This is a genomic window from Nitratireductor aquibiodomus NL21 = JCM 21793, assembly GCF_000615975.1.
In the GTDB taxonomy this organism is placed as follows: Bacteria; Pseudomonadota; Alphaproteobacteria; order Rhizobiales; family Rhizobiaceae; genus Nitratireductor; species Nitratireductor aquibiodomus.
In genome coordinates this window covers 1-13,677 of the sequence record NZ_BAMP01000037.1, presented here as the reverse complement: position 1 = coordinate 13,677, position 13,677 = coordinate 1, and the positions used below count along the sequence as shown (strand labels likewise).

The following is a 13,677-nucleotide window of genomic DNA, read 5'->3' as shown; positions in this document are numbered from 1 at the left end:
GCAGCTGTTTCTCCTCAGAAAAAGAAGCAGCTCAAACCTCTTCCAGTTCACGGCGCTCAACTCCGGGCATGATGTCGATGGCGCGCGTCCTTCAAACGTCGCGCCGGCCCGCTTCATCACGTTACCCCTGCAGCGCCTCCCACATCTGCCGGTCGCGCTCTGCGGTCCAGATGCGTGGGGTGTCGATGCCCAGTGCCTCGTCATAGGCCCGCGCCACGTTGAACGGCAGGCAATGCTCGTAGATTGCATAATCGGAGAATTTCGGGTCACACGCCGCGCGGCAGGCGTCCCAGGCTTCCTTCAGCGTGCCGCCACCCTGCGCCACCCGCGCCACCGGCTGATATGTGGACATCACGAAATCGCTGGTCAGATCCAGCGCTTCATTGACCATGGCCTGCCCCACCAGCGCACCGCCACGTCCCGGCGCAATGGCGTCGAGGTCGAAGGCGCGGATTTCCTCCAGCGTCGTCGGCCAGTCGTGGAAATGCCCGTCGCCGCAATAGCAGGCCGAGTGATGCTCCACGATGTCTCCGGTGAACATCACATTGGCGTCCGGCACGAAGGCCACGATGTCGCCAGCCGTGTGCGCCCGGCCAAGGAACATCAGGTCCACCCGGCGCTTGCGAGATAGACCGTCATGGAACTGGAAAAGGTCGTTGTCGGCCAGGTCAGACCGGGGATCGATTCATGCCCCTGAAAGAGACGCGGGAACCGCACGAATTCCGAATCCCAGTCTTCCTGGCCCCGCTCCACCACCATCGAACGTGCCTTGTCGCTCATGATCACGGTCGGTGCCCTGTAGGCAGACGCGCCCAGAACGCGCACGGCGTGATAATGCGTCAAAACCAGATGGCTGATCGGCTTGTCAGTGACGGACCGCACCTTCTCGATTACCTTTTCGGCAAGGCGTGGTGTTGCCTGCGCCTCGATCACCATCACCGACTCGTCGCCGATGATGATGCCCGAATTGGGATCGCCCTCGGCCGTGAAGGCCCAGAGGTCTCGCCCGATCTCATCAAACGATATCTTCTTTTCTGTGAGATCACCTGCAGATGCGAACTGTTTGGCCATTACGCGCCTTTCTCGTTGAATAACTATGCCCCGACGATCACTGCCAGGGACTTTATGATGCTCCAGGGATCGAGAGCACTGAAAGCGACTGCACTTATCGCCGAGATCAGCGTCCAGGCGATCACCACGCGTGTCAGAATCGAACCGCTGTCGATGCGATACGCGCGCAGCGACAGGGCGACATTGACGCCAATGACGACAATGACAAACACGAAGGACAAAGCGATGCCCATCCACTGAGGCGATGTGGCGTAAAGTGTGTTGAAGACCGATCTCAACGCCCAGGCCAGGAGTGATATCCCAACCAGATTGAATATCGCGAAAACGAACGCGGTACGCTTGAGAGGGTCGAGTGCCATTTTCAGGGCTCCTGATAGTCCTCGACGCGCTGTTCGATGGCGCCGAAGATGGAATGGCCCCCACTGTCTTTCATCTCGATACGCACCGTATCGCCGAAGCGCAAGAAAGGCGTCTTTGGTTTACCGTGTGCTATCGTCTCGATCATGCGGATTTCAGCGATACAGGAGTAACCGACCCCGCCCTCGTCAACCGGCTTTCCGGGTCCGCCGTCCAGCTTGTTGGATACCGTACCCGAGCCGATGATCGTGCCGGCGCAGAGCGGACGCGTTTTGGCGGCATGGGCAATCAGCGTCGGGAAATCGAATGTCATGTCGATGCCGGCGTCGGCCCGACCGAACGACTTACCGTTAAAATCAACACATAGTGGCAGCGAGACCTTGCCGCCATCCCACGCATCACCGAGCTCCTCGGGCGTCACCGCAACCGGCGAGAAGGCCGAGGACGGTTTCGACTGGAAGAAACCGAAGCCCTTGCCAAGTTCCGCCGGGATCAGCCCGCGCAACGACACATCGTTCACCAGCATGACAAGCCGGATGGCTTCCCGTGCCTGTTCCAGCGTCGCGCCCATCGGCACATCGTCGACGATGACGGCGATCTCGCCTTCCATGTCGATGCCCCAGCCTCGTCGGCCATGCGTATGGGATCGCGCGGTGCCAGAAACGCATCCGACCCGCCCTGATACATGAGCGGATCGGCCCAGAAACTCTCTGGCATCTCCGCACCGCGTGCCTTGCGCACGAGTTCCACGTGATTGACGTAAGCCGAGCCATCCGCCCACTGATAAGCGCGCGGCAATGGCGACAGCGCATCATGCTCATGAAAGCGTTCGGCAGGCACCGAGCCGTGATCGAGGCTTTCAGAAAGGGCTGCCAGATGCGGCGCGATGCGCGCCCAGTCGTCCAGTGCCGCCTGCAGCGTCGGCGCAAGGAAAGATGCGTCCGTACAGCGTGTCAGGTCACGGGAGACGACGACCAGTCTGCCGTCGCGCGTTCCGTTCTTGAGCGTGGCGAGTTTCATGCAATGTCCTTTATGCGTTGGGGGAGACGCGCAATCGGCGCAGGTCCGCCGGACCGGCGCCGATCATACCTTCTGTGACCGCTCCGGTCGATCAGGACCAGTCACCCTCCGGCGTGCCGTTGAAACGCTTCTTCAAATCCTTCCAGCAGTCGATGTAGTTCTCCTGCAGCGTGTCCGTTTCAGCGGCGTAGCGCGTCAGATGCTGGGGAAAGCGCGTCTCGAACATGAAGGCCATGGTCTCTTCCAGCTTGACCGGCTTCAGTTCTCCGTGGCTCGCCTTCTCGAAACCGAAAGCGTCCGGCCCGTGCGGCAGCATCATGTTGTGCAGTGAGGCGCCGCCCGGCACAAACCCCTCTTCCTTGGCGTCATACTGGCCTTTTATCAGCCCCATGAACTCGCTCATGATGTTGCGGTGATACCAGGGCGGACGGAATGTGTGCTCGGCCACCATCCAGCGCGGCGGGAAGATCACGAAGTCGATATTGGCCGTACCCTCTTCGCCCGAGGGTGCTGTCAGCACGGTGAAGATCGACGGGTCGGGATGATCGAACAGGATCGCCCCGACCGGCGAGAAGGTGGAAAGATCATATTTGTAAGGCGCGTAATTGCCGTGCCAGGCCACCACGTCGAGTGGCGAATGGCCGATCTCGGTCACATGGAACTGCCCGCACCATTTGACGAACAGCCGGCAGGGCTTTTCCTTTTCCTCATACCAGGCGACCGGTGTCTTGAAATCGCGCGGGTTGGCGAGGCAGTTCGCGCCGATCGGACCGCGATCCGGCAGAGTGAACTTGGCGCCGTAATTTTCGCACATATAGCCGCGCGCCGGCCCGTCCATCAGCTCGACCTGAAAGATCATGCCGCGCGGCATGACGGCGATTTTGCCGGGCTCGATCTCGATGATGCCCATCTCGGTCTTCAGCCGCACACCGCCTTCCTGCGGCACCAGCATCAGTTCGCCATCGGCGTTGAAAAAATACTCGTCCACCATCGAAATGTTGAAGGCATAGATGTGGGCCGCCATGCCCGCCTGCCCCTGCACGTCACCTGCGGTCGTCATCGTGCGCACACCGGCCAGGAAATCGGTTTCCCTGTTTGGGATGGGCGTCGGATCCCAGCGCAGCTGACCAAGCGCCAGCTGATGGTCATTCACATTGGGTGCGGATTTCCACTCCTCGAAGCTGATGGCCTTGAAGCGGCCCGTGTGTTTCACGCTCGGCCGGATACGATAGAGCCAGGAGCGTTCATTGGTCCCGCGCGGTGCGGTAAAGGGCGAACCGGAGAGCTGCTCCGCATAAAGCCCGTAGGCCGGCTGCTGCGGCGAATTCTGCCCCTGCGGCAGCGCGCCAGGCAGGCTCTCTGTCTCGAAATCATTGCCGAAACCCGGCATGTACTGCACGGTCATTCGATCCTCCATGCAACGGGGAGTTCAGGAATTGGTTGCAATCGTAACCATGGCGAATGTAACTATCAACGCACGGGAAGGGAAAACTGCCGCGTTGCAAAGGAACACCATGACTGACCAGACCACGCTCGCCCTGGAAGATTTTCTGCCCTACCGCCTGACGCGCCTTACCGATGCGATCAGCCGGGATTTCTCGCAGGCCTACCGCGCCCGCCTCGGTCTGACGCGGCCGGAGTGGCGCACGCTCGCCACCATCGGCCAGTTCGGCACCATGACCGCGACCGAAGTCGGCGCGCATTCCTCCATGCACAAGACCAAGGTGAGCCGCGCGGTCGCCGCTCTGGAAACGCGCCGCTGGCTGGTCCGGACGCCCGACCCGCAGGATCGCCGCGTCGAGCGCCTGACACTCAGCAAAACCGGCCAGAAAGCCTATGAAGACATGGTGCCCGTGGCCCGGTCCTTCGAAACGGGATTGCTGGAACGCATGACACCGGAGGAGCGCGCAGCCCTTCTCGTCGGCCTCGCCGCGCTCGAGCGCACCGTGTTGACGGAGTAGCGTTCACATCCCATATTTATGGTCAAATTGACCAGTCAAAATGACCATCGAGATGAAAACACTGACTGCAACAGAAGCAAAGTCCCGATTCGCGGCCCTTCTTGGTGATGTGGAGCGGGGCGAGACCATACTCATCACACGTCACGGCAAGACGGTGGCGCGCATTGTCCCCGATCAGATCGAGACGGCTACGCAGACACGCGCTGACAATGCGGTCCGGAAGCTGCGCTCCCTGCGCGATACCCTTCCCAAAACCGCGACGTCACTGGACGACATGCTTGCGTGGAAACATGAGGGTCACCGCTATTGACGCGGTTCGTGCTCGACACGTCGATCACCGCCGCCTGGCTTCTGCCCGACGAGGATCATGATCTGGCCCTGGTCGTGCAGGAAAGCCTTCTCACCTCACAGGCCATCGTGCCGCCGATCTGGTGGTTCGAGATATGCAACCTGCTTGTCATGTGCGAGCGCCGAAAACGACACACGCCGGCCATCACACAGACCATCCTCGATGCGCTTTACGACCATCCCATCCTCGTCGATGACGACATCGACCCTGCGGACATGCTACGCCTCAGCCGCGCGCACGGACTGACGGTCTATGACGCCTCCTATCTGGAGATAGCGCGGCGCAATGCCGTGCCGCTGGCGACGCTCGACCGCAGGCTGGCACAAGCGGCGATCGCCGAAACGATCCCCCTGTTCGCCTCGTAAGCGGCTACCAGCTCATCACCACCTTGCCGGCCTTGCCGGTGCGCATCGCATCGAAACCGTCCCGGAAATCGTCGACCTCGATGCGGTGGGTGATCAGGTCGCGCACGTCGAGCCGCGTCTGAACCAGCGCGATCATCTTGTACCAGGTCTCGAACATCTCGCGCCCGTAAATGCCCTTCAGATGCAGCATCTTGAAGATGACCTTGTTCCAGTCGATCTCGAAACCCGCCGGCGCAATGCCCAGAATGGCGATCTTGCCGCCATTGTTCATCACGTCGATCATGTCGCGGAAGGCCGGAGCCGCCCCCGACATTTCAAGCCCCACATCAAAGCCTTCCGTCATGCCGAGCTGGCGCATCACCTCCGGCAGCGTTTCTTCCGCCGCGTTCATCGTGTGCTGCACACCAAGCTTCCGGGCGAGCTCCAGCCGGCCCGGATTGATGTCGGTGATGACCACCTTGCGCGCCCCCACGGCCTGCGCCACCAGCGCGCCCATGATGCCGATGGGGCCGGCACCCGTCACCAGCACGTCCTCACCCACCAAATCGAAGGAAAGCGCGGTGTGCACCGCATTGCCGAGCGGATCGAAGATCGCCGCGATCTCATCGGGAATATTGTCGGGGATCGGCACCACATTGTGCTGCGGCAGCGCGATGAACTCGGCGAACGCGCCGGCGCGGTGAACGCCCACGCCCAGCGTGTTGTGGCACAGATGCCCGCGTCCCGCCCGGCAGTTGCGGCAATGGCCGCACACGATGTGCCCCTCGCCGGAAACCCGCTGGCCGGGCTTGTATTCCGTCACCGCCGAGCCGACCTCCGTCACCTCGCCGACGAATTCATGGCCCGTCACCAGCGGCACCGGCACGGTGTTCTGCGCCCACTCGTCCCAGTTCCAGATATGCACGTCCGTGCCGCAGATCGCCGTCTTGCGCACCTTGATGAGCACGTCGTTCGGCCCGATCTCGGGCACGGGAACACGCTCCATCCAAAGCCCCTCCTCGGGTCTGGATTTAACGAGCGCCTTCATCATGTTGGACATCGTCGACTATCCTTCCAAAGCGATATTTGCAGCAATTGGCGTGGCCACCGCCCCTCACCCTCTCCCTGCTTGCCAGAAGAGAGAAGCACCCACGTTGCGGCCATCTTCCTTCTCCCCGCCTGCGGGGAGAAGGTGCCGGCAAGCGGATGAGGGGCCTGCGCCTACATTTAAAACGCTCTAAGCGATCACCCCAAGCTCACGCCCGATCTTTCCAAACGCCTCCACCGCGCGATCAATATCTGCGGCCGAGTGCGCGGCAGACATCTGCGTGCGGATACGGGCAGCCCCCTTCGGCACCACGGGGAAGGAGAAGCCGATCACATAGATGCCCTCCTCCAGAAGCCGCGATGCCATCTTCTCGGCAAGCGCTGCATCGCCCAGCATCACCGGGATGATCGGGTGGTCAGCGCCCGCAAGCGTGAACCCCTGCTTTTCCATGCCGGCGCGGAAGCGCGCCGCATTGTCATAGAGCTTCTGGCGCAGGCCGGCCCCGCCCGCCACCATGTCGAAAACCTTGAGCGAGGCCGCCGCGATCACCGGGGCCAGCGTGTTCGAAAAGAGATAAGGCCGCGAGCGCTGGCGCAGCCAGTCGACCACTTCGCCCTTGCCACACGTATAGCCGCCCGAAGCCCCGCCCAGCGCCTTGCCCAGCGTGCCCGTCATGATGTCGACCCGGCCTTCCACGCCGCAATGCTCCGGCGTGCCGCGCCCGTTTTCACCCACGAAACCGACCGCATGGCTGTCATCCACCATCACCATCGCGTCGTATTTTTCCGCCAGATCGCAGACCGCGCCCAGATTGGCGATGATGCCATCCATGGAAAACACGCCATCCGTGGCGATCAGCCGGAAGCGCGCGCCCTCGGCCCGCTTCAGACATTCCTCCAGCGCGCCCATGTCATTGTTGGCGTAGCGATGACGCTGCGCCTTGCACAGCCGCACCCCATCGATGATCGACGCATGGTTGAGCGCATCCGAAATGATCGCATCATCCGGCCCGAGCAGCGTCTCGAACAGGCCCGCATTGGCATCGAAGCAGGAGGAATAAAGGATCGTGTCCTCATAGCCCAGAAAGCCGGAAATCTTCGCTTCCAGCTCCTTGTGCTCTTCCTGCGTGCCGCAGATGAAGCGCACCGAGGCCATGCCGTAACCATAGCGGTCAAGCGCCGCCTTCGCCGCCTCGCGCAGCTCCTCATTGTCGGCAAGGCCCAGATAATTGTTGGCGCAGAAATTCAGCACCCTCTGCCCGCCGCTCTCGATTTCGGCCGACTGCATGGAGGTGATGACCCGCTCGGACTTGTAAAGCCCCGCCTCCTTCAGGCCATCGAGTTCCAAGCGCAGATGGGAAAGAAAGGACGCGGTCATGAACACCTCGGATCGAACGGGAACAGGCTTTCCCTCCTCTACTACAGAGTGCCGCCGCTTTCGACCACCTGCTTTTCTGCAACGCTCCTCTCCACCCACGTCATCCCGGGCTTGACCCGGGACCCATTGAGAAGCACGGCCGCGCCCCGCAGAGGGCTCACAGCGTTGTGCAAAGTGAAAACCGGGCCGTGCCCTCACACGTTCTGCCAATGGGTCCCGCATAGCCTTCGGCTTCCGGGATGACGCGGAAGTGGAGGCAAATAAAAGAGGCAGGCGCCGCAGCACCCGCCCCTTCTCAAGTCACCAGCGCGAAACGCGCACGCTCACCCGATCAGAAAAACGCCTGCAGCCCCGTCTGCGCGCGGCCGAGGATCAGCGCGTGAACGTCATGCGTGCCCTCATAGGTGTTCACCGTTTCCAGGTTCTGCGCATGGCGCATCACGTGATACTCGATCTGGATGCCATTGCCGCCATGCATGTCGCGGGCCTGCCGTGCAATGTCCAGCGCCTTGCCGCAATTGTTGCGCTTGACGACCGAGATCATCTCCGGCGCCATCTTGCCCTCGTCAAACAGCCGGCCAACCCGCAAGCTCCCCTGAAGCCCAAGCGCGATTTCCGTCTGCATGTCGGCGAGCTTCTTCTGAAAAAGCTGCGTCTGCGCCAGCGGCTTGTCGAACTGCTTGCGGTCGAGCCCATATTGCCGCGCCCGGTGCCAGCAATCTTCCGCCGCGCCCATCGCGCCCCAGGAAATGCCATAGCGCGCGCGGTTCAAACAGCCGAACGGCCCGCCAAGCCCTTCCGCATTGGGCAAAAGCGCATCCTCGCCCACGTCCACGCCGTCCATCACGATCTCGCCGGTGATCGAGGCGCGCAGCGAAAGCTTGCCGCCGATCTTCGGCGCCGAAAGCCCCTTCATGCCCTTTTCCAGCACGAAACCGCGGATCTTGCCGCCATGGGCCGCCGATTTCGCCCACACCACGAACACATCGGCAATGGGCGAATTGGAGATCCACATTTTCGAGCCGGTGAGCCTGTAACCGCCGTCGATCTTGTCGGCGCGCGTCTTCATGCCGCCGGGGTCGGAGCCCGCATCCGGCTCGGTCAGGCCGAAACAGCCGATCCATTCGCCCGACGCCAGTTTCGGCAGATATTTCCTGCGCTGTTCTTCCGAGCCATAGGCATGGATCGGATACATCACCAGCGAGGACTGCACGCTCATCATGGAGCGATAGCCCGAATCGATGCGCTCCACCTCGCGCGCCACCAGCCCGTAGGACACATAGCCGGCCCCCACGCCGCCATATTCCTCCGGCACCGTCACGCCCAAAAGCCCCGCCGCGCCCATCTCGCGGAAGATTTCCGGGTCGGTTTCCTCGTTCATGTATGCATGCTCGATGCGGGGGCTGAGCTTGTCGGCGGCGAAGGCGGCAGCCGCATCGCGGATCATGCGCTCTTCATCGGTGAGCTGCTCTTCCATGAGAAAGGGATCGTCCCACACGAACGTCGATTTGGACGATTTCGCCGCGGATTTCTGTGCTTCCATAGTCATTCATGCCTTCCTGATGCGGTTGCGCTCTTTCAAGCCGTCTGCAGCCAGATGGTCTCACCTGACCTCCGCGCAAATGCGGAAAAACCAATAGTCAGAGGGTGCCTTGCGCGCCGCAAGGGCGCTTGCACTCCTGACGCCTGAGCGGAGCATACAGCATCCTATGCGAGATTGCTTCAAGCTTAAAATGATTTTTTGGAAGGGGATTGTGACGTGAGGGGATGGATGGGGGTGAACTGTACGATCGACGTGGTCAGACATATCTGACAAGGTATCACCCTTTCGAAACAAGCTTGGCGACCCCCGAAGTCTTGGCCAAGAAATCCACGTCCTCGTTCCGCCCCAGTTGAGCGTTCAAGTCCGCTGCGAAGTGATCCAATATCCGATTCATCTTTTCTGTCTTGAAAATCCTACGAGCAATTTCAGTGATGAAACAGAGGCCGGAGAAGAAGGGTGGAATCGAGCTACCAAGAGCGAACATGGTGAGATCGGCACCAACGGAAACACACATATGCGATTTATCCAATATCCGGGCTCGACCTAAGCGCTCGTACTGCTGCACTCGAAGTCTTTTTATCTCCTCTTCTCTCATATCAGGAGGAAGCTCGGCGATTCTCGAGTAAAGCGTAAGTCCTTTTCGGCGCACGGAAGGCCTCTTGGTCACCTCGATGATCTCCGATATTGGTATGATATCGTCATCCGGAAAATGAAAAAGCTCGATCGGCCTTATTACTGCATCGGGTTGGAATTTGTTCCGTTCAGTTTCGGCCCAAGATGCAGCGAACCGTGTGTTGAAATTTCTGAAGAACGACAGACGATTAGCCATCAGTCTCGCAGGATCAATCCAGCTACCTACGAATGAATCATGTGGTGTTTGAGGGATATAGATTGCTCCAAGGGCCTGCGCTATGTGAACCCCTGTTCCAAAGTGCCAAGCCTCTAGACTATAGTCCTTATCGTGAACCTTCTTGAATGCTTCAGCGAACTGCCCGCCCTGACCACCGGGTTCGATCCCGACTGCACCTCGTTTTTCTATCCATCTCGCCCAGTTTCGCTTTGCATATCTTGGAAACAACATTGCTTGCGACAGCGCTTCCGCACCGCCGAACTCGGCACCAAAGTCCTTGATAAACTTCTGAACGAAGGGAGCCATTTCAGGTCGGGTGAGGATGAACTCACTCTCGATCCTCGCCATATCATTAAGGACAATGGCCCCAAGTTCTCGTCGCGACAATATTGCGTCTCTATCTATGCTTGCGACCTCCATCACGAAACCGTAGTCAGACCGCTCTTCGAGCTGTGAGAAGGCAAGCTTCACGCGCCCAGCTTCTACCAGCTTCATAAAATCGTCTGACGCTATGTGATTTTCCGCGAAAAATTGCTGCAAACCGCGAACGCCATTTTCCAAGGGCGGTTGCATGTAAATTTCATCGAAAAGCAGAAGGAGCTGCCGTAGTGATACCGTTGGCATGGCAGCGTTCAGATAGGCTCTTGACCCGTCCGCTTGGCGAAATTCCGAAACTCGCTCGACATATTCACCAGCGGCAATTTTTCCGACATTCGCAAACCAGAATTGTTCTGCACCTTCAACGAAGTCTGGTATCGTTCTACGCTTTCGGCGGATGGAGAGCGGCTGGTACTCCATGCTTTCTTTGGCATGAACAGGACTATCCGAAGCAGTGTTCGATGAAACTTTTGGTTGCCGCGGCTCAAGAGTGCATTTCCGGTAATCCACCACTGAATTGATGAAATCAGCAACGATTGGTTCGTCCCGGTGCCGACTATCAGCGGCGTAGAAGAACGTCATTGATCCATCATCATTAAACTCGGAATCGAAAATGGCCGGGAAGCTTGGGTACCTCGCTTCGATTTCTATAGTCATGTCGTTTCGCGTGATGACATGAAGATCACGAGCAAGCCCCCATGATCTCTCGTCAACCTGCTCAATTTTAGTGAACTTATCAGGGCGATCGTTTGTGAGATCGACCTTCGATGCCGCCATCGCGATCGAATTTTGAAAGGTTTCTCTAAAATCCACAGCATCCAATTGGTCAGCCGGAACAAAAATTACGTGCTCGAAGGGGCTGATCTCCAGAATTTCTGTCTCGATATGTGGGAAACGGCTTCGAAGTTCGGCATCTGCGTATCTGGCAGCGCGACGCTGATGGGTCATTCCGCTTTGCGCTTTTTTCACTTTTAGCCCTATCGATCTCTGCAGCCCTATCAAAGTAATGTAGTGATCCACATTCTTCCAGTTGCAGTGGCTCCAGAATGCACCTTTGATTCCAATCCGGGAAAAGAATGGATACGGGCGAGGACAAGGCCGTCATCCCGGAAGCCGCAGGCTATCCGGGACCCATTGGAAGACCATGCAGGGCGCGGCCCGGTTCTCGCTCCCGCACCAGCGGTTGCGCCCTCTGCGGCACCCGGCCCCGTTTCTCAATGGGTCCCGGGTCAAGTCCGGGATGACGGGGAGCGGTGCGCGTGAACGCCGACACAGCCCTCATCCTGAGCTTGTCGAAGGGCGAGGGCGGCATGAAGCGCAGCAGCGGCAAGCGTGGTGCATGCCTTCACCCCGCCCTTCGACAAGCTCAGGATGAGGGTGAAGGCACGGTGATGCAGCGCCTGTGGAAAGGCACCAGCGCCTGCGCCCCCTTCTCCCCGCACGCGGGGAGAAGGACGCTGTAACAACACCAATTTTATCCCCGCCCTCAAAACCTCACCTATAATCCGCCCATCGCCCTTGTCGGGAACCGGGTCCGGAGCCGGGGATCAGGAAGGGCGGCGGCAGCCTCCCCCTTGGGCATCGGTGGCTCAAGGCTTGTGAGGGCCCGCGAAAGGCCGGCGGCCGGTTGCAAGACCGGTTGCGGAGAAGCCGCTAGGGCGCACCCCGCCCGAGTGATCGGCCAACAGTCGGGACAGCGGCCGGACGGGCGGCCCGAGGGTCGCATTACTATCTTAGACGCGCGACGCTTTGGCCGCCCGTCTTCCCGAAGCTGTTCGAACCCCGGCGGCGAAGCCGTGCGGGAACGGAGGTGTGCCCCATGGAAAGCCGACCCTGCCCGCATCTCCACCCCCGTCATCCCGGAAGCCGAAGGCTATCCGGGACCCATTGGAAGAGCATGCAGGGCGCGGACGGGGTCTCGCTCCCGCTCCGGCGGTTGCGCCCTCTGCGACGCCCGGCCCCGCTTCTCAATGGGTCCCGGGTCAAGCCCGGGATGACGAGGTGTGGGGTGGGTGAAGGCCGACACAGCCCTCATCCTGAGCTTGTCGAAGGGCGAGGGCGGCATGAAGCGCGGCAGCGTCAAGCGTGGTGCATGCCTTCACCCCCGCCCTTCGACAAGCTCAGGATGAGGGTGAAGGCACGGCGATGCAGCGACTGTGGAAAAGCACCAGCGCTCGCCCCTCATCCGCCTGCCGGCACCTTCTCCCTACAGGTCGGGAGAAGGCGGCCTTCATCACCGCCCCACCCTTCTCCCCACCCCCGAATCCCCCTAAAATCGCACCCATGACCACAGCCCCCCGCACCATCCGCCAGCTCACCGATACCGTGATCAACCAGATCGCCGCCGGCGAGGTGATCGAGCGGCCCGCGAGTGTGGTGAAGGAACTGGTGGAAAACGCGCTCGATGCGGGCGCGACGCGCATCGAGGTGGCGACAGCCGGTGGCGGGCTTTCGCTGATCCGCGTGACAGACAATGGCGGCGGCATGCCGCCGGAGGAGCTGCCGCTCGCCGTCTCGCGCCATTGCACGTCGAAACTCACCGACGACATTCACGACATTCGCTCGCTCGGCTTTCGCGGCGAGGCGCTGCCCTCCATCGGCTCGGTGGCGCGCCTTTCGCTGCGCTCGCGGCCCGAAGGGACCGACAGTGCGGCGGAGATTTCCGTCGAGGGCGGGCGCGTTTCAGCGGTGAAGCCCGTCGCCGCCAATCGCGGCACGACGGTGGAGGTGCGCGACCTCTTTTTCGCCACGCCCGCAAGGCTCAAATTCATGAAGAGCGAGCGTGCCGAAACCGCCGCCATCACCGAGGTGGTGAAGCGCATGGCGCTCGCCTTCCCTCATGTGCGCTTCACGCTGACGGGCTCCGACCGCAACACGCTGGAGCTTGCCGCCGTGCCCGCCGATGGCGAGGGGCTGCTTCGCCGCATCGCGCAGGTGATGGGCCGCGACTTTGCCGAAAACACGCTGCCCATCGAGGCCGCGCGTGAAGGCGTCTCCCTTTCGGGCCATGCGTCGATCCCGTCATTCTCGCGCGCCAATGCGATGCTGCAATATTTCTATGTGAATGGCCGGCCCGTGCGCGACAAGCTTCTGACCGGCGCCATTCGCGGCGCCTATATGGACGCGCTGCCGCGCGACCGGCATGCGGTCGCCGCCCTCTTCATCACGCTCGATCCGGCGCTGGTCGATGTCAATGTGCACCCGGCCAAGGCCGATGTGCGCTTTCGCGATCCGGGGCTGGTGCGCGGCTGATCGTCGGCGCGATCCGCCATGCGCTGGAGATGAGCGGCATGCGCGCCTCCACCTCCGGGGCCGACGCCATGCTCGCCGCCTTCCAAAGGCCGGAACAGTCAGGTGCAGGCCACGCCACGCCACAGCG

General features: G+C 60.9%; 10 protein-coding genes and 3 pseudogenes. 5 read left to right on the top strand and 8 right to left on the bottom strand.

The annotated features are described in order from the left end of the window. Nucleotides 1–121 precede the first annotated feature (121 nt). The 4 genes and pseudogenes from JCM21793_RS25535 to hmgA form a co-directional block, all read right to left on the bottom strand. Nucleotides 122–1,071, bottom strand: a pseudogene (locus JCM21793_RS25535) (MBL fold metallo-hydrolase). A gap of 23 nt (nucleotides 1,072–1,094) precedes the next feature. Further along, nucleotides 1,095–1,430, bottom strand: a complete 336-nt coding sequence (locus JCM21793_RS11835; protein WP_025030507.1) for a hypothetical protein — start codon at nucleotides 1,428–1,430, stop codon at nucleotides 1,095–1,097. 2 nt (nucleotides 1,431–1,432) lie between these two features. Further along, nucleotides 1,433–2,448: pseudogene (locus JCM21793_RS25530) on the bottom strand (fumarylacetoacetate hydrolase family protein). 91 nt (nucleotides 2,449–2,539) lie between these two features. After that, nucleotides 2,540–3,853: a homogentisate 1,2-dioxygenase gene (gene hmgA / locus JCM21793_RS11825; RefSeq protein WP_025030506.1), complete on the bottom strand. Its 1,314-nt coding sequence runs from the start codon at nucleotides 3,851–3,853 to the stop codon at nucleotides 2,540–2,542. Between the two features lie 109 nt (nucleotides 3,854–3,962). Here hmgA and JCM21793_RS11820 point away from each other — a divergent pair, with 109 nt between their 5' ends. The 3 genes from JCM21793_RS11820 to JCM21793_RS11810 are packed head-to-tail and all read left to right on the top strand — an operon-like array spanning nucleotide 3,963 to nucleotide 5,123. Further along, the gene (locus tag JCM21793_RS11820; RefSeq protein WP_025030505.1) at nucleotides 3,963–4,409 is read left to right on the top strand and encodes a MarR family winged helix-turn-helix transcriptional regulator; all 447 of its coding nucleotides are present in this window, start codon (nucleotides 3,963–3,965) and stop codon (nucleotides 4,407–4,409) included. 52 nt (nucleotides 4,410–4,461) lie between these two features. Further along, nucleotides 4,462–4,719, top strand: a complete 258-nt coding sequence (locus tag JCM21793_RS11815; protein ID WP_025030504.1) for a type II toxin-antitoxin system Phd/YefM family antitoxin — start codon at nucleotides 4,462–4,464, stop codon at nucleotides 4,717–4,719. After that, nucleotides 4,716–5,123 (top strand): type II toxin-antitoxin system VapC family toxin, encoded by a 408-nt coding sequence (locus JCM21793_RS11810; protein WP_025030503.1) that lies wholly within the window; start codon nucleotides 4,716–4,718, stop codon nucleotides 5,121–5,123. The genes JCM21793_RS11815 and JCM21793_RS11810 overlap by 4 nt, the downstream gene beginning before the upstream one ends. A 4-nt stretch (nucleotides 5,124–5,127) precedes the next feature. Here the strand turns inward: JCM21793_RS11810 and tdh are convergent, their stop codons facing one another. The 4 genes from tdh to JCM21793_RS11790 all read right to left on the bottom strand — a co-directional run bounded on the left by tdh (nucleotide 5,128) and on the right by JCM21793_RS11790 (nucleotide 11,318). Beyond that, nucleotides 5,128–6,162 carry an L-threonine 3-dehydrogenase gene (tdh, locus tag JCM21793_RS11805; RefSeq protein WP_025030502.1) on the bottom strand — a complete coding sequence of 345 codons (1,035 nt, stop codon included), beginning with the start codon at nucleotides 6,160–6,162 and terminating at the stop codon, nucleotides 5,128–5,130. A gap of 177 nt (nucleotides 6,163–6,339) precedes the next feature. After that, nucleotides 6,340–7,527 carry a glycine C-acetyltransferase gene (locus tag JCM21793_RS11800; protein WP_025030501.1) on the bottom strand — a complete coding sequence of 396 codons (1,188 nt, stop codon included), beginning with the start codon at nucleotides 7,525–7,527 and terminating at the stop codon, nucleotides 6,340–6,342. Between the two features lie 331 nt (nucleotides 7,528–7,858). Beyond that, nucleotides 7,859–9,070 carry an acyl-CoA dehydrogenase gene (locus JCM21793_RS11795; protein ID WP_036540222.1) on the bottom strand — a complete coding sequence of 404 codons (1,212 nt, stop codon included), beginning with the start codon at nucleotides 9,068–9,070 and terminating at the stop codon, nucleotides 7,859–7,861. Nucleotides 9,071–9,347: 277 nt separating this feature from the next. Then, nucleotides 9,348–11,318, bottom strand: coding sequence for a hypothetical protein (locus tag JCM21793_RS11790; RefSeq protein WP_025030499.1), 1,971 nt, complete (start codon nucleotides 11,316–11,318; stop codon nucleotides 9,348–9,350). A 239-nt stretch (nucleotides 11,319–11,557) separates the two neighbouring features. On the opposite strand from JCM21793_RS11790, the gene JCM21793_RS11785 reads away from it, so the two are divergent. Together JCM21793_RS11785 and mutL are read left to right on the top strand one after the other, a co-directional pair. Then, a complete protein-coding gene (locus tag JCM21793_RS11785) occupies nucleotides 11,558–11,761 on the top strand; it encodes a hypothetical protein (RefSeq protein ID WP_155983428.1) in 204 nt (67 codons plus the stop codon). Nucleotides 11,762–12,581: 820 nt separating this feature from the next. After that, a pseudogene (gene mutL / locus JCM21793_RS25525) lies at nucleotides 12,582–13,677 on the top strand (DNA mismatch repair endonuclease MutL); the annotation flags it as partial.

Excerpts from the sequence above, each read along its gene's own strand:
- JCM21793_RS11835 (WP_025030507.1), bottom strand. The coding sequence starts at position 1,430 with ATGGCACTCGACCCTCTCAAGCGTACCGCGTTCGTTTTCGCGATATTC.
- hmgA (WP_025030506.1), bottom strand. The coding sequence starts at position 3,853 with ATGACCGTGCAGTACATGCCGGGTTTCGGCAATGATTTCGAGACAGAG.
- JCM21793_RS11820 (WP_025030505.1), top strand. The coding sequence starts at position 3,963 with ATGACTGACCAGACCACGCTCGCCCTGGAAGATTTTCTGCCCTACCGC.
- JCM21793_RS11815 (WP_025030504.1), top strand. The coding sequence starts at position 4,462 with ATGAAAACACTGACTGCAACAGAAGCAAAGTCCCGATTCGCGGCCCTT.
- tdh (WP_025030502.1), bottom strand. The coding sequence starts at position 6,162 with ATGTCCAACATGATGAAGGCGCTCGTTAAATCCAGACCCGAGGAGGGG.
- JCM21793_RS11800 (WP_025030501.1), bottom strand. The coding sequence starts at position 7,527 with ATGACCGCGTCCTTTCTTTCCCATCTGCGCTTGGAACTCGATGGCCTG.
- JCM21793_RS11795 (WP_036540222.1), bottom strand. The coding sequence starts at position 9,070 with ATGGAAGCACAGAAATCCGCGGCGAAATCGTCCAAATCGACGTTCGTG.